The sequence below is a fragment of the Leptospira biflexa serovar Patoc strain 'Patoc 1 (Paris)' genome, assembly GCF_000017685.1.
GTDB lineage: Bacteria > Spirochaetota > Leptospiria > Leptospirales > Leptospiraceae > Leptospira_A > Leptospira_A biflexa.
In genome coordinates this window covers 1034144-1051464 of sequence record NC_010602.1, presented here as the reverse complement: position 1 = coordinate 1051464, position 17321 = coordinate 1034144, and the positions used below count along the sequence as shown (strand labels likewise).

Annotated in this window: 11 protein-coding genes; 6 read left to right on the top strand and 5 right to left on the bottom strand. The window is 37.8% G+C overall.

The features are described from left to right. Positions 1–2: 2 nt before the first annotated feature. Positions 3–797, bottom strand: a complete 795-nt coding sequence (locus LEPBI_RS04940; RefSeq protein WP_012388011.1) for an NRDE family protein — start codon at positions 795–797, stop codon at positions 3–5. Between the two features lie 104 nt (positions 798–901). On the opposite strand from LEPBI_RS04940, the gene LEPBI_RS04935 reads away from it, so the two are divergent. Genes LEPBI_RS04935 through LEPBI_RS04925 form a run of 3 tightly spaced genes read left to right on the top strand, consistent with a single transcriptional unit; the run spans position 902 to position 3657 of the window. Then, positions 902–1513 (top strand): DUF4254 domain-containing protein, encoded by a 612-nt coding sequence (locus tag LEPBI_RS04935; protein WP_012476183.1) that lies wholly within the window; start codon positions 902–904, stop codon positions 1511–1513. Continuing rightward, positions 1510–2565: a glycosyltransferase family 9 protein gene (locus tag LEPBI_RS04930; protein WP_012388009.1), complete on the top strand. Its 1056-nt coding sequence runs from the start codon at positions 1510–1512 to the stop codon at positions 2563–2565. The genes LEPBI_RS04935 and LEPBI_RS04930 overlap by 4 nt, the downstream gene beginning before the upstream one ends. 42 nt (positions 2566–2607) lie before the next feature. Next, a complete protein-coding gene (locus tag LEPBI_RS04925; protein ID WP_012388008.1) occupies positions 2608–3657 on the top strand; it encodes a hypothetical protein in 1050 nt (349 codons plus the stop codon). Here the strand turns inward: LEPBI_RS04925 and LEPBI_RS04920 are convergent. Together LEPBI_RS04920 and LEPBI_RS04915 are read right to left on the bottom strand one after the other, a co-directional pair. After that, complete coding sequence (locus LEPBI_RS04920; RefSeq protein WP_012388007.1) at positions 3644–4261, bottom strand: hypothetical protein; 618 nt, start codon at positions 4259–4261, stop codon at positions 3644–3646. The genes LEPBI_RS04925 and LEPBI_RS04920 overlap by 14 nt on opposite strands. Next, a complete protein-coding gene (locus LEPBI_RS04915) occupies positions 4258–5547 on the bottom strand; it encodes a glycosyltransferase (RefSeq protein WP_012388006.1) in 1290 nt (429 codons plus the stop codon). The genes LEPBI_RS04920 and LEPBI_RS04915 overlap by 4 nt, the downstream gene beginning before the upstream one ends. Positions 5548–5596: 49 nt before the next feature. Between LEPBI_RS04915 and LEPBI_RS04910 the strand changes: the two genes are divergently transcribed. The 3 genes from LEPBI_RS04910 to LEPBI_RS04900 are packed head-to-tail and all read left to right on the top strand — an operon-like array spanning position 5597 to position 10759. Further along, complete coding sequence (locus tag LEPBI_RS04910) at positions 5597–6925, top strand: O-antigen ligase family protein (protein ID WP_012388005.1); 1329 nt, start codon at positions 5597–5599, stop codon at positions 6923–6925. 4 nt (positions 6926–6929) lie between these two features. After that, positions 6930–8906: a glycoside hydrolase family 5 protein gene (locus LEPBI_RS04905; protein ID WP_012388004.1), complete on the top strand. Its 1977-nt coding sequence runs from the start codon at positions 6930–6932 to the stop codon at positions 8904–8906. Further along, positions 8903–10759 (top strand): adenylate/guanylate cyclase domain-containing protein, encoded by a 1857-nt coding sequence (locus LEPBI_RS04900; protein WP_012388003.1) that lies wholly within the window; start codon positions 8903–8905, stop codon positions 10757–10759. Before LEPBI_RS04905 ends, LEPBI_RS04900 begins: the two co-directional genes overlap by 4 nt. A gap of 13 nt (positions 10760–10772) precedes the next feature. Here LEPBI_RS04900 and LEPBI_RS04895 read toward each other — a convergent pair whose 3' ends face one another. After that, entirely contained in the window at positions 10773–11414 is a 642-nt protein-coding gene (locus tag LEPBI_RS04895; protein ID WP_012388002.1) for a hypothetical protein, read from the bottom strand. Then, a complete protein-coding gene (locus tag LEPBI_RS04890; protein WP_012388001.1) occupies positions 11404–17301 on the bottom strand; it encodes a TIGR04388 family protein in 5898 nt (1965 codons plus the stop codon). The genes LEPBI_RS04895 and LEPBI_RS04890 overlap by 11 nt, the downstream gene beginning before the upstream one ends. Positions 17302–17321 lie beyond the last annotated feature (20 nt).

Sequence of the window (17321 nt, the reverse complement as noted above, 5' to 3'; positions counted from 1 at the left end):
CTTTAGAATTTCAATACCTCTCTCCGTTCCGTATATCCATCTGATAACGGATCGGAGAATGACCTTTCGATCATCTCCACAGATTCTTTTCCATAAAATACCAAAGTTGATGCCCTCGTTCCATAATGAGATGTTTTGATTCGTACAGACGACAGATACCTTTCGCGTACGATGCCGATCCCTGTGTCTGGCAAACGTTTCTCTTCCTTTACAAGTTCTGCATCATTCAAACAATCAAATATTTGGGATTCGATTTCTGATTGAGAAAGATCTGCCTCTATCCATTGGGATAGGATGGTTTGCATTTGGGATTGGAGTTTGTCTGTTTTGGGCCAATGGGTATTCCAACTGGCATTACTCACCGCATGAAATCCAGTTCCCACCGCTTGTATAGAAAAAGGATCGCCACCGAGAGCCACCGCTTCCTTTCCATCAAAGAGAAATAAATTAAATCCTTCAAAGTTATCTTTTGCCGAATGGACCTCTTTTGCATAATCGTTCAGAGAAAAATTTCCATCTGATTCCAAAAAGCGAAACACGAGCTCTCCCCTCGATTTGGGATTTGGGTGCGGAGGTTTTTTGAGATTACGGACATTGGTTAAGAAAGCAAGTTTTCCAAACGAATTCACACCAAGCCATGTCCCACCCGCCTTTAAGTCTTTACCCGCAAGGATCTTTGGTTCCTTGTCCCAGACATGCAAACCTTCGGTTGGCCTTTCAAAAAATTCATCTCGATTGGAGGCCAAAACAAGCGGAAACGTCGGGTGGATCCCAAGGGCAATTACGACTAAACACATCTTTTTTCAAAAGAATGGGTAGGGTTCCAAAAGAAAGCGAAAAACCTAGGAAATATTTGGATTGAACCCCAAAAACCATATGAAAACGTGAATTGCATTACGATATGAAAGCATTGGAAGCCACAAAAGCCGTCTCTATTTTCCAAGAATCTGTTCTGGATTGGCATAAAAACGAAGCCCCTCACCCCAATCCTTATCCCGAAGGTACAATTGAGGCAACCCTCTATCAAAAAAACCATGTGGACACCATCCAATGGCATATCGAAGACGAAATCCGTCGGCCAGACATTGCGCTGGAAGAAGTTGTCGCACTCAAACGAAAAATAGACAAACTAAACCAAGACCGAACGGATACAGTGGAAAAACTCGATGACTTCGTGATCGAGATGTTTCGATCCATCACTCCGAAACCAGATGCAAGGCTCAATTCCGAATCACCCGCATGGTTACTCGATCGGATGAGTATTTTAGAATTAAAAATTTATCATATGGAAGAGCAAGTGAATCGAAAAGATTCCTCTGCCACCAAAGAACATATCGAGAAGTGCCAATCCAAATTGAACGTATTACTCGAACAAAGAGAAGATTTAAAACAATGTTTAGCGGAATTGTTTGATGATTATGCAAAAGGGATCAAACGAGTCAAAGTATACCGCCAAATGAAAATGTACAATGACCAAAATCTAAACCCTTCTCTCTATAAGAATCAAAAATGACAAACCTTCTCGTACTTCGGTTTTCTGCGATGGGAGATGTTGCCTTAATGACACCTGCCCTCATCGCGATTGCCGCTAAATATTCCAATATTCAGCTAACAGTTGTTACTAGAGGAAATTTTGCTCCATTCTTTTATAATATCCCAAACCTAAATGTATTAGGTATCAATCTTAAAAAATACAAAGGACTTTTGGGTCTTTGGCGGATGTACCGAGACATTGACAAATTAGGTCCATTCGGAAATGTCATCGATCTTCATGGATCTGTTCGATCTAGACTCATTGCATTTTTTTTCCGATGCAAAGGTGTTCCCTATGCCAAAATCATCAAAGGCCGACGAGAAAAATTAGCACAGACAAGACGTTACAATAAAAAATTAAATCAACTCCCTCATACTGTGGAACGTTATTTGAATGTTTTCCGTAAATCAGGTTATGACGCTCCATTACAAGGCCCATGGCTGAATGTAGATGGCGAATCCAAAATGTTTGCCAAAGACTATTTTAAGTCGATTGGCATCGACAAAAAAGAAGGACAATGGTTTGGATTTGCACCGTTCGCTGGCCACGAATTAAAGGAATGGAGCTTTGAAAAATGCAAACGACTCGTAGAAGTTTTGGTATCTGAATTTCCAGATTGTCATGTATTTTTATTTGGCGGCCGCGACGAAGCAAAAGAATTAGAAATTTTAAAAAACAACCTAACACCTGTCCATATCGTCCAAGGTGGCTCATTAGGAATCCGTGGGGAGCTTGGGATCATGGACAGATTGGATGTGATGATTGGAATGGACAGCTCCAACGTTCATATTGCAGCCCTCCTCAAAAAACCTGTGATTGGAATTTACGGAACCACTCACCCAGTCTCGGGTTTTGGACCGTTTGCCCAAGAAGACTCTGGAGTTTTGCAAGTTGACTTACCTTGTAGGCCGTGTTCCATTTATGGGAATACAAAATGTTGGCGAGGGGATCATGCTTGTATGGAACTCATTGATCCTTTGGATGTGGTGAGACGAATTCGCCTCATCCAAAATGTAAACACTCTTTGGTGATTTGATTTGTGATACATTTGTAATTGATATTTGGAGTCGGTGATGTTCAAACGATTTAGGCATTTTTTCTCCGCAATCCACATCCAAAACTTTCAAAAAACAAAACTCACGAAAATCCAAATCCTTTTTTTAATCTTATTGATTTGTTTTTCTACGAGAAATGATTATGCCGAAGAGTTTAGTTCCGAATTCCAACCGGTTTACTTACCTTCACCGAACAAAAAAGAATACGAAAAACAAATCAAATGCCAAGTAGGATACTGTCGGGAAATTTTTTATTCAGAAGATGGCAAATACATGGAGGAAGTTTGGACGGAGTTAGGAAAAAACGGAGGGAAAGTAGTTGTCAACTTCTTACAATCTCCCATGTCTCTTTCCGAATCCAAAATGGATGGTATTACCGAATACCTCCGTGAAATCACAAAACGAGATGGACATGTTAGTTTTGAGCCATTTTATATTGCAACGCGCGGGATTGGGATGACCGAAGTTCCCGTTGTAAAAGATTTATTTGGTATATCGTATAATATTTATAAACGGATTCGCTCCCTCATTGTATTTGGCAGGATGGAACACTATAATGCAAAAGTACTGTTTCATCCAACAAATGGTAAAATATTACAAGTTTTCTTTTTCCATAAAAATTATGGGAATTTATGCGAAACGGTTTATTCTACTTGTGACCGAATCGAGTACATGGATGACGAATTGTTTGACAAACAACTTTCTCTACGCTTGAGTGAATCGAAACATCGTGGAATTGAAATTTCATTTTCTCAAACTCCCGCCGTTTTACCGACAGCCAAACTTGATCTCAATCATCTACTCGATACCAATCGATCGGCAAGACTTTACAAATGGTTAATTGTTTCGAAAAAAACTGAGACAAAAACTGTCACAAAAGAAAGGTTTTTGACACTTGGTTTGGCAATTAAAACTTTAGATTACACTCTCAGTGCTTATGAATTGTTGGAGACCATCCAATTGTATTTGCCAGTCAGATCCAAACAAGCAGAAGTCACTTACGAAGAAACCGAAGATGGCAAACAAGTTCGATCTGTGATCTTTTACCCTCTACCTAATCTAGAGTAGTTGAAAAACTTTTTTGATGTTTTTGTCTAAACTTTACAAGTAAAACAAATACAAGGCAAGCAAGGCCTGCCGAACCAGGAAACAAAACAGTAGTTAGGTTCCATTCGGCCAATGCTATGATAGCGAGTGTATTTCTGATTAAAAATATTAAATAAAAACCAAGTGGTTCTGAATGTGGCAAAGTATAACCCTTTCGAATGGTGGGGATAAATCCAAGAGAATCAGCGATGGACAAAACAATCACGGCAGCCAGTGGACTAGAGAAAAAAAACCAAAATGGTAAACTCGAGAGAGCTAAAATAAAAAAGAACCAATCCACTTTCGTAATTTTAATCTCACCGCGTTTATGGTAAGCGAAAAGGGCAACAAGAAATGTTGTGATCCCAGAGATGGCAATGGGTAATGTTCCAATGCCACCATTCCCAACCCATTGTGCAAAAAAAACGATACAAGTTGTGGCTCCCCAAATGATCCATGAAAATACATGAGGTTGGACTTTTCCCTCTTTGATTCCTTTTAAGTAGGGAATGTAGGCAACAAAGGTAAGCCAAATCGCAATGACACTGAGTATGGATCGAACTTCAATTCCAAAAGGATTTGTCATTGCATAAAATCAAAAAACAAATCAAAGATGGTTGTCTTTTTTACTTTTCCTTTCATGGCTTCGATGACTTTTCCATACACTTCTTCCATAGCATCCACACATTTTTCCATATCATGACCAGATGCAATGTGAATGGATTGTTTCGAAAACTTTGCATACAAATCTGGGTTTTTGATGATCTCCAAGGCACCTTGCGCAATTCCTTTTGCATCAAAGGATTTTGCTATGAATCCATTTTCACCATGTCGGATCAGTTCTGGTAAGGCAAAGGCATCAACTCCCACAGCAGGTAATCCACAAGCAATTGCTTCCAATACAACTAATCCTTGTGTTTCCATTGTTGATGCAGTTAAGAATACATCATACTGAGGGTATACTTCATGTAAGACAGCATTCGGGATAAATCCTTTGAATTCTACAGATTGATTTATGTTTAGATGTTCTGCTTGTCGCTGTAACGATGGGATGGCCGGTCCCTCTCCAATGATTGTCAATGTAGCTTTCGGAAACTGATCATGGATGAGTTTGAAAGCATTGATCACGATATCACAATTTTTTTCATACGAGATTCGGCCTACATGTAAAAACTTTGGCGCATCACCGCTACCATATTCTTTCGGTTTCCCTTGGAATCGTTTTAAGTCCATACCATTGGAAACAACAGTGATGGGACGAGTGATTCCATATTCAATCAATTGTTCTTTTATGAGAAAACTTGGTGAAATGACCACATCACATCTGTTATAGATATCATTGCATATTTTTAGGATGATTTTTTTTCGGATATTAAAATTATCAAATTTGACGATTTTATCCAACTCATCTATGTTTAACTTTTTTTTGAACTTGTTTGCCTTAAAAAAAAGTTTATCTAGTTTAAAAAGGCGGTAAAAGGAAACATACATTTCCTGTTCCGCCATTAAAGTATGATAGGTTCCAATCGTCGGAACTCCAAATCGTTCCGCAGCATTTATGGCATAAAGACCAAGTAGACCAGGTGTGTGGATGTGGATGAGATCTGGTTTGAAGTCTTCAATGATCCTTTTGATCTTACCAGGGGAAGGTAAAACCACTTTGATATCGGGGTAACTTGGCAAATACCCAGAGCGAAACCGGACAACCTGGATATTGTCCGTCATCCGATCAAAGTCCCCGTCCCCGTATTTCGGAGCACAAATACAAAATTCATGGCCTCTGAGAGCCAAAAGTTCAGAAAAATTCTTAATGGAAACAGCGACACCGTCGGTTTTTGGCAAAAAAGTATCGGAAAAATATAAAACTCGCAACTGTTACCTCTTTACAAATGAGAGAAAAGGATTACTCTCATCCAAAGTTATGATTTACCGACTCTATCGTTCGTTTCTTGCCTTGTCCATCATTTCCTGTGCCCTTTCTGTTTCTCTTAGCCAACTTTTCTTACTGTTATCTTTTGTATTTTTTCTATTTCTCGAAAAAAAACCGAAACTTGCAGGGAACCTGGTAAAAATTCTATTTATTTTTTACTCATGGCAAATTGTAACCGTTTTGTATCATTTCGCCGTTGCAGGGTTTGATACCACCTCCATCAAACATGCGTTTCGTGATGAAATGAAAGACATCTTCCTTGTGACTGCGTTTGTGTCTGTTCAAGGAATTAAGAAAGAAGATAAAACATTTTTATACAAAACATTTTTTGTTTTTTCCCTACTGATTGTTTTCACAGGTTTCATTTCTATATTTTCAATGACACGATTATCGAGACTCATCTCTGATTTGTACAAAACATCTTCCTCTTGGCCTTACCAACACCATTACGGGAAAATCGGTAGTCTCAATATTTATCTCCCGATCGGACTAATGAATACCCACCTAACATTTGGCGGACTTCTAGCATTTGTATTTCCAGGTTTTGTATTCCGACTTTATGATGCCTGGTACAACAAAGCACCAAAACTCAAAATTTTTTCCCATGCCGTGTTACTCTTACTCATCTCCATTGTATTTTTGTTTAATAATGCAAGGTCTTCTCTACTCGGTGCCCTCGTGAGTGTGTTTTTTGGAATTTATCTCTTAATTTTTTTTGATCAGGATATATCCAAAAAAGTACTCAAACGAACAGGAATTATCTTCTTATTTTTTTTGATAGTATTACTGACCGGATACCAAACAACGAGCGCGGTGAAACGTGTTGTCGATCCACTCTTTGGAGGGGAAAAACACACGGATTCTGGTAGAACCTTTATTTGGGACTCTACTTTTCCCTTAATCAAAAACAATCCCATTTTTGGAATTGGGTCTGGGAATTACCAAAAGGAGATCGAAACATCTAGAAAAGAGAGAGAAAAAGAGAATCGAGAACTTGCTTTTTTTTACGAAGTGACCCAAAGAGGTCATGCTCATAATGATTACTTTCACTTAACGGCTGTTTTTGGTTTCCCACAGAGTATATTGTATCTATTTTTGTTTGGGACCATTTTATTTACATTACTTAGTGCCAATATTCCCAAATCAATTCGTTTTATGACCTACGGATTGGTTGGATTTTTCTTTTCCGGCCTTTTACAATGTTATTTCCAAGATGATGAAGTTCTCATCGTCTTTTATTTTCTGTTAGGTTATTTGAATTTATATGCGGAAGAAAATTTGAATTTAGAACATTCTCAAGAAAGGAACAAAATAGGATAAATACATGACATTAAAAAAATTATCTCCAAAAGGCGAATGGTTTGTAGATCCAAGTGGTAGAAAAGTCATCCTTCGAGGTGTGAACTTAGGCGGAGATACAAAGGTTCCTTATCCCAATGGTGGGACCCAATTTCCTACAGACTTTTCCGACCACAAAGAAGTGAGTTTTATTGGCCGACCATTCCCATTAGAAGAAGCAGATACACATTTCACTCGATTGAAATTATGGGGATTTAATGTATTACGATTGTTGACTACTTGGGAAGCAGTAGAACACAAAGGTCCAAACTTGTATGATGACGATTATTTGGATTATTTCACAGAAATTGTTCGCCTAGCAGGAGAATACGGATTTTACGTATTTATCGATTTTCACCAAGATGTATGGTCAAGGATGACTGGTGGGGATGGAGCTCCGGGATGGATTTTTGAAAAACTAGGCATTGACTTTAAAAAACTCTCCGAGGCGGATGCAGCCATTGTCATGCAACGTGCCTATGATTATTCAAACCCAGGCATACGACAAGAAAACAATTATCCAACTATGTGTTGGTCACAGAACTATCGTTATGCCGGAAATGGCATTTTATGGACTTTGTTTTTTGGTGGCCGAGACTTTGCCCCCCATTTTTTGATCGATGGCAAAAATGTACAAGACTATCTGCAAGACCATTACCTTGGTTGTATGATTCAAATTGCAGAGAGAGTCAAACAATTTGATTTTGTATTAGGATTCGATTCATTAAATGAGCCAGGGAAAGGGTTTATTGGTCGTGCCATGAATGATCGAGGGTTAATCAACAAAGAAGAAGACCCAAGTAAACCTGGTCTTGCTTGGTCACCGATTGATGCTTTGTTTTCTTCTCATGGCCATTCGGTTGATTTACCTTACCTGACGCTAAAAGTTTGGAAAGGAGGATTTGTTCCAACAAAAACTGTAACCGTCAACCAAAAACAAGTTTCCATTTGGTTACCTGAGTCTCCAGGAGATCCGTTCCAATTAGAAGGTGCTTATACAATCACAAAAGATGGCACTCCTTTCATTGAAAAAAACGACTTCTTTCAAAAAGTAAATGGAAAGGAAATTGATTTTGATGCGGATTATCTCATTCCTTTTATGAGAACTGTAGGTAAAACCATCCAAGCGATACGAAGTGATTGGATGGTTTTCATCGAAAGAGAAGCATCCGATGCCTTCATCCATCCCCATTTGAATGGAGAAGTACCCAAACTATCTGTGAATGCGGCGCACTGGTACGACATCCTCACTCTTCTTTTCAAAACTTTTTTATACCCAATCGCAATTGATACTCTCACCAAACGCCCAGTCTTCGGAAGATCAGGCATAGAGTCTATGTATGTTCGACAACTAACAAAAATTAAGAACACAGCTGATTCCGTGCCAGGTAAAATCCCAAGTCTTGTGGGTGAATTTGGAATTCCTTTCGACTTACAAGGTGGGAAGGCTTATAAAGAATGGAAAAAAGGAAACCATTCACCAAAAATATGGAAACGACATGTCATGGCACTCGATGCTATGTACAATGCGATGGACAAATTATTTTTATCCAATACTCTTTGGAATTACACAGCTTCAAATGAAAATGACTTAATGGTAGGAGATGGTTGGAACCAAGAAGACCTCAGTATCTTCTCAAAAGACCAATTGATTCCTGGTTCCGACCCAGATGTTTATGGTGGTGGTGGGCGTGCGATCGAAGGTTTTTGCCGTCCCTATGCCGCTATGACACAAGGAACACCTACAAAAATGGAGTACCAACTTGATACTCGTGAGTTTATTTTTGAATGGATCTCTGATCCAACGATACAGGAACCATGCGTGATCAAAATTCCAAGGTTTGTTTACCCCAATGGCGTACAAACTGTACTTTCCAATGCTGAAAAAATTTCCGAAACAAAGGAAGAATTAACAGTCAAAGGAAATGGAGGGAAATCCTCGGTAATTGTTAGGCCATTATGATTGATCTCAATACTATACTTCAAAAATACCCTTGGGAAGAAACTTGGAAATCCAAAGGAAAACCCATCGATTGTTTTTGGGAGTTCGATTTAACGGTCACCAGAGAAGAGATTTGGCCATATCTCATTGATACATCTTCTTTCAACAAGAGGATCGGATTACCAAAATTCCAATACGAAGAGAAGGATGGGAAGCTAATTGGTAAAACTAAACAAGCCGGCTTTCAACTAGAATGGGAAGAAGTCCCGTGGGAGTGGGAATACTTAAAAGAATTAGGAAATGCAAGGATTTACCAAAAAGGTTTTGCCCATTATATCCGCCTAAAAATGATTTCAGAACCATTGGGAGAATCTCGTTGTAAGGTGTATGTTTATTTAGGTGCCATTCCTAGAAATTTTTTCACTCGAAAAATTTTTAACATCGCACTTCCCAAACTCAAAGAATCATTCCAAAACGGATTCGATCAAATCACTCAGGAAATCAAACGAGGGAAACCAAAGATTCAATTCAATCCAACAAAAGAGGTCAGTTTTATTCCAGATGCTCAGTGGATACATCCAGAAAAACTAAACCAACAAATCCCAATATTAATACAAAAAGGGATTTCGAAAGACACAATTTCAAAAGTTTTCGATTGGATCAAAACATCTTCCGACAATACACTTGATCGAATTCGGATCAAACAAGTTAGCCGTATTTTAGATATCGATCCGGATGAAATTTTATATTTATTCCTGCATGGTTGCCGACTTGGGATTTTCACTCTCAGTTGGGACATTGTTTGTCCCCATTGTCGGGGAGTTAGAACTTCACTCACAAAGTTAGGTGACATGCCTTCAAAAGACCAATGTGATGTATGTGAAATTGATTTTGATACAACAGGTGTGAATTCCATTGAAGTCACATTTCATATCCACCCAAGTGTTCGTATTGTCGAAAAGCAACTGTATTGTGCAGCTGAACCTGCAACAAAACAACATATTCTACTAACCAAAAAAATTGGTGGGAAAAAATCATTTTCTTCCCATTTGTTGATTGGTTCAGGTGTTTATCGATTAAGAAAAAAAGGTGAAAAAAAATACACACTTGTTGAATCTAAACAATCATACAACCAAACAGATATTTTGTGGTTACCAGAAACAAGTGAAGAAGAAATAAAAGTGAGTCCAAAGCCTAATTTGGTTTTCGAAAATGATTCAGACCAAGATGTAACGATTGTCCTCGAAGAAAGAAGTGAGGACCAAGACAGTTTAAGGCCTACCGAAATTTTTAATTACCAAGAATTTCGAGATTTATTTTCCGAAGAAGCAATTGCGACCAATTTACAATTGGACATTGGAGTGAAAACCATTCTCTTTACGGACATCGTTGGTTCCACAAAGTTCTATGAGACGGAAGGAGATCACGGTGCTTTTTTACAAGTTCGAGAACATTTTATCAAAACAAATCAAATCATTCAAAACTTCCGAGGGGTGGTCGTAAAAACCATCGGAGATGCTGTGATGGCAAGTTTTTCATCGCCACTCCAAGCACTAAAAACGGCGAAAGAAATGCAAGAATGGTTCCATCCCGAAAATCAACACACTCCCGTGCGGATCCGTATCTCCATCCACACTGGCAACTGTTTGGCGGTCAATCTAAACAGTAACATTGATTATTTTGGAAATACAGTCAACTATACTGCAAAAATACAATCAGTCACAGGATCTGGTGAAATTGCTTTTAGTGAAACGATCTTTCGTGACAGAGACATCAGAGAGTATTTACGCCAAGGGGAAATCAAACTTAAAAAACTAGACTTCCCCCTACCTTGGGCGGACCGCACTGACTTTGTCTACATTTGGAAGGTTTAAGCAAGGTTAGGTTTCACTGAGAAGGTATGGGTGGGACCTTGGTGGAGGTGAAGCCGTTGAAAATTTGGTTTGGAACTGGCTTTTCTTGGATAAATGAAATTAATCTATAACTTTTGTCGTTTTCGATTTCGTCGCTTTCAATGAACTTGCGATTTCCGAATTGAATCGATTTCAATACTTCCATTTCATTTAAATTCGTAGTCAAAGTGCAGTCCATATATAAGACCTGAAATTCAAAATTTTCGCAATTTTCTTTTAAGCAACTTTGCTCATAATACCATTGGTTATTTTTAATGAAGAATCTCCCTAAACCAACCAAGGTTCGTTCTTCCAGTAATACATCGGGGCCTCCTTCATAAATTTTAATTTTTCCCTTTGTATCTACTTGGTAGAAGATTGTTTGCTGGTCATTTCCCATCCATTTTTGATTAAAGAAAATTTTATCAATTTTTGAATGACTCAAATCTTCTAAAGTTTTAAAGCAGGAAAATTCACTTTTCATACTCAAGCAGTTTTTTTTAATATTTGAATTTAAGAGACATTCTTTATTTTCTGATATATAAAATGGATCGTCGTTTTCTTCTTTGTTTATTTCCTTGTCTTTGCAAAAACAAAAGAAAACTAAAATTAAAAATATGAACATTTTATACTTCATCTTTTTTCACTCCGACTTGTGGTTTTAATTCATAGAATTCTGACCTCAGTAAATAGTCTGAGTTATTTTTGGGTAACTTCAGTTCTGAAATCTTGGCCTGAATTTCCTTCGTAGATAATTTTTGTTCACTATATTTTTTTTTCAAATTATTAATGATCTCTGTATTTGTCTCTTTGGTAATCCATCGATTTTGCACCCCTGTTCCATAACTCGATTCTGATATCAAGTATTCGTTCACACCCAACTCGTGATTGAATTTTTTCCCAATCACAATGTAAATATGATCTGATTTCATTGCCGTTCTAGATGTATCTGAATCCGTTTCCATTTTTCTTGTGATCCCAATCATACCGACTTTCAATTCAGGTAGATTCCCTTTTTCCTTATGAGTTTTTAAATCCTGTTCTGTCGTCAGTCTTTCGGATACCAAAGTCGAAAATCCTCCTGCTTGCCGGAAGTATTCCACTCCGTTTCTGTGAATGGTCTTCGCTTTGTATTCTGCTTCCATCTGTTCGATTTCCTCTGGAGTTAAATACACGTCAGTATTTAAGTTCGCAAAACTTCCTTTATCAGTGAGACCTGCCGCATACAAAACAGCTCCTATATACCGAATACAATCTGTCTCATTTGTTTGTCGGAATCCATCTGCATCTACCGTGTTTACAGCTGACACATCTTTTTTTCCATCAATATTTTTGAATCGAGCATAATTAATCTTACCCATAAGATTCTCGCCGAGGAGTAGGGCCACGTTTGCCGAATGTAAGGCGACCAACTCGTCCGTAGATAGATCCACATCCTTCGAAGCGGCACAAATTTCATCACCCAATCGTTGTAAGTAAGCCTGTTTCGTCTCTTTTTTGGGATCGTATGCGACCTTTACATTTGCAAGAGCATCACTAGAAGTTAAATAGACAACCTCATCGGCACCAATGGGTCGAATCGATCTTTGTTCGCGCAACCGTTTGTATTCATTTAAAGATTTTTCGACAGCTTTACTCATGGGAACATCTTTCCCGTTTCTTTTTTTCTTGATTTCCGCCTCGATTTCTGTGGTATCGATTCCTGCTTGTTTCAATTCATATAGTTTTTTCTCTGTATCGAGCCTGGTATTTTTTTTATAATCATCAATGATACTTGTTTTTAATTTTGTGATTCGATCTGTTTCTTTACTAGGTTTGTTCTCTTGGGATTTCCCATCGGCTTGTGAAGATTTTTTTGGTGTGTAAGTATAGGCATCTGCATAACGAGCCACTGATTCCCCATACTGAAATAATCCTTTTTTCATTGTGTCACGTAGGCGACTGAAAAAAGACTGGCCTGAGTTGGATTGGAAATTGAATGCACTCATCTCCTTTCCCACTCCTAAATAATTTCCGCCGCCACCATTCATTCTGCTACGCAATAAGTTAAGTAAACCCATCCCACCTAATAAAACTCCACCGACCATACCTAACTGTCCCACTAAGTCACCAAGAGGGCTTGTACCTTCGTTTTCGACAGTATTTCCATTGGCATCAACTAAATCACTACCATCTTGTGATAAATTGATGTTTTGATTGACAAAATTGAATTCATCCATTTGAAACCCTTCATCTGAATTTGTTCCAATACTTACACCATGTAACTCCGATGATGTGGAAATTCCATTTTTATCTATATGAGACGTGAGACCTAGTTTAGTCTCAGGTTCTGTAAACCCAATGCTTCCGCTAAGACCAGATCCTTTCAAATCATACATCATTGAAAAATTCCAATCCTTCCTTGGACCTTCTCCTGATGGATTATAATTCATACCGACTTTGAAAGAATCATTTGTTGTCATATCAGCTGCAAATTGAATGCCTTTTGCAATTGACTGAGAAAACTGCAAAGAAGTATTTCCCTTTTTGGAAACTGAGAGACTGACATTATTGATTGAATTGCCAATGCCAATTGATCCGCCGAGTCCATTTTGCTCTGAGTAACTGACCCCAATCCCTGGCTTCATCCCTTCGAACATACCAGACTCAAATTTTCCGAATTTGTCTGTGAGCCCAACCAGTGATCCATTTAAGAAACCAGCCGCTGCTCCTTTCGGACCTTCATGACTTCCAGCTATGGTTTGTATGAAGGTTGAAGAGACAACTTGTCCTATTTTTGCTGTTGCAGGCAGTACTCCGCGTGTGACTGCACTCGTCATTTTGCCAACTTTGGAGAGAGCATTGCTTGCACTACTCCAAGCTCCACTCGCACCCAAGGTTAATGCAATGGAACCTGCATTGACAACTGTTTGCCGAATGGCTGTACTTTGTGCTTTGCTATCAGATTTTTTCTTTTGAATCTTTGCAGAAACTCCATCTAAAGTTTGTTTGATAAAGGATTCATCTAAGCCAGAATTTTTAGCCATTTCCTTTGCGATCAGTGTTTTTCCTATCTCGGTTACAACTGATTTTTGATCTTTTAAATCCACAAATGAACTTTGGTGTTTCGTCCAATTGGCCTGTAAACCGAGAGTCTGTAAGGTATAACCAAAATTAATTTCTGCATCAGAGTGATGATTCAAATTTTTAGCATTCATCAATGAATGTGCATCGGACATAGTTGCGAATACTTGATCTTCTGGGATTCCTAAAGCCATAACTGCTGTTTTGACAATGCCACCGAGGGCTCCGGTAATCTGTGATCCTAAGTCAGATACCAGATTTTTAGACATTGCTTTGTCTGCTTTTTTTGCTTTCCTTTGTCCATTTTTATCACCAATGATTTTAGATACCATTTCCAATGGAACACCCGTTCCTAAAGCAATTGTTTGTGAAACACCACTTTCAATAAGTTGTGCTTCATTATTTTTAATTTCCAACAATCGTTTATTGGCACCAGAGAATTGGTCATTAAGACGATTGTATCTTTTCTCACCTACTAACTCTTTTGTAACGGCCAAAACTCCCGATAATGCTAAATTCACTGGAACGCTGATCAAACCATCCGATATTTTATCCATTGATTGGAGGGTTTGAGACAAAGTTTTGCCTATAACTTTTTCGAAAGATTGGATTGGATTTTTGATAGAAATAAAATTGTCTCTCGACTTGATTTTATTTGCGCTCATCCGACCTTTCATAAATTCGATTGCCATCGAAACCAATTGGATGTCTTGTTCATTTCCCCCAGTGGCACGAACCCAAGTTTTTGCAAGTTCACTATTGATCGCAGATTCAGCTTTGGCAGACAAAGAAGCTTTTACTCCACTCATTCCACCAGTCAAATAAGCAATCGCTAACTCCTGAACAAATGAATCGACATTCTCTTGGGATTCTTTTTTGACTAAATAGTTCTGATAATTTTTTTCATTTAAATTTTCAATGGTTTTCAGATTGTTAACCAATTGTTTTTGATCATTCTTTAAAGACTGATTGATAAAATCATTTGCGATCTGATTCTTTCGATTTTGTATTGTTTCCCAATCTTCATTCGTCCACTCTGTAAAAAAATCCTTACGATCGCTGCTTTGTATTTTCCCAATGGAACCGAGAACTATTTGTTTGCTAATGATTGATTTGGATGCAGTGTATTCTCCCTTATCATCTCTACTACCTAACATTCCGTTGAAAATTTCCTTGCTTATTGTGACTGTTCCGCCTTGATTCGGATCTGAGACATCAAATTCTTTTTTCAGTAAACTAGTGCAAATGACTGAACTTGGATCTTCATAACACTTACCGTAATTTTTTTGTTCTTCGGTATTCAATTTTGAATAATCAACCGATCCGATTAAAATGGATTCTTCTTTAGATAATTTTCGATTACCGATTAGTTCCGTATTTAAACCATAAGTTAGTTGGTTGATGAGCTTTGATTGTTCCGATTTTTGAAATGTTTCCAACTCATGATTCATTTGAATTACAGATGCATATTGGTTTACTCCAAAAATGGTTTTTTGAAAGTGATCAACAATTGAGTTATCTCCCACTTGGATCTCAATCCCATTGCTATCAAACTGCGAAAGTGATTGAAAATGATTCAGTTGGGACAGGTCACCGATCGGAGACAGATTCATTTCAATTTGAGTTGGTACATGATTTGGTTTTGACTCACTGATTTCTCCCACAAGATACAATTCATTCCATGATTTCCATCCACTCCTTCCTTCTTCTTCTAACTTTTGAACCCAGTTTTCCTTTGCATTTTCTAATTGGATTCGATTGGTTTGAAAATCCAACTTCGCTTGTTCAATCAAATTCTCCTTTGAATTTGACCACGTCGCAAAGGAATCAGAATATTCTTTTGTTTTTTTTTCCCAATGACTGATGGCAGGCATCAATTTGTTTTCAAAGTGTAAACTTTGGTTGTTTAATTGAGAAAAATTTGAATTCCAATACAAAGAAGATTGCTGTGAGGTTTCATCATACATCTCATACAGAACCGAATACCCAATGGCCCCCATCTGATAAGAATACGTTCCTGGAGTTAATACCGTCAGATTGACTTCTGCCTGCCAAAACCCATATTTGTTATGACCATCTAACATTAAATTACCCTGAACATGATGAGCACGATCAAAAGGAACGCCCAATCCAAGTAAGTTTAAATTATTGATAAAATGATATGCATCGGTATATAAATTGGCACCAATGATGTTTTGTACCTTTCGACTTTCACCGAGTTTTGCATTCAGAACTTCCGCCAGACGATCATAATCTGAATGATGGATGGATTGAAAGATTGATTTGAGTTCGGGATCATAAATTCCAGCGAAAATACCTACATCAACTGGATTGGCTGTCCAATTTTCAAATTTTACACTAGAAGACAAATCATAGTATGTTTGATTTCTAAGAATCCATTCCGCAGCGGAAAGATCAAACTTTGATTTGGTATTATTCAGGTTTAAATCAAAACCTGTTTGGTATGTTAAGATTCGATCTTGAAAATAATTATACTCAGAAAAAGCTTTGTTTGATTCATCTTTCAAAAAATCATTCATTTTATAGGCAATCTGAGTTAACATCAGATCCGGATTTTTATCATTCATAACAAGTTCTTCTGAAATTTCCTGAATGAATTTTGAAAATATTTTGCCAGCTTCATTTAAGCTACCGTCATAATTTCTATATTGGCAACCACTACTCAATTCACACGAAGAATCCAATCCTGATTTCATTTGACCGATCATATCCGTTAGAGCTAGGTAAACTGTTTCCTTATATTCATTGATTGCTTGTAAATTAGTAACAAACTGATTTTCAGTTTCTTGGAGCGAATTCAAATACGACAAATAATTTTGTTCTAATTGTTCTAAGGAAGAAGCAAATGAATCCAAGCCTTCTTGTTTCGATCTCTCCCAGGAATATTCCCATTCCGCCGCTGCTTGTAATATTTTCTCTCTATTCTCGTGTAACAACATTTCTTCTTTCGTATAATCTTCGTAAATCGACTCCTTTCCTAATCTTTGGAAGTAAAGCGCATCAATTTTCCCTGACTCAAGTTTCTCTAAAAAGGCAGTTCGATTGAGAAAATAATCATTTAACAAATCATTTTCCCAATCAGAGTAAAATACTGCCACTTCAGAGGTGAAAGATCTTCGCCTTTCATCTATATAACCCTCATTTGAAATATAAAAGTCTTCACCATGTTCATTGATGAGTAATTCTTCAATCTGACGATTCGCTTCTTCCTGCCAAGAAACCATTGCATTGGTCAATATTTCTTCCACCCGACTCTCCCACTCGGATAAGGAATCAAAAAAATAGACATTCGCATAAATATCAGCATAATCATTGGAATTGTATTCAGGTATGTTCCATGAATCTTGGATGGATTGGGCCAAGACGTTCTTTTCCGTGAGAAATAACATTAAAACAAGGATGATAGATACGGCTCTAAAACCAGTGCGATCGTTTACCATAAAGAACCTCCGTTCTATGA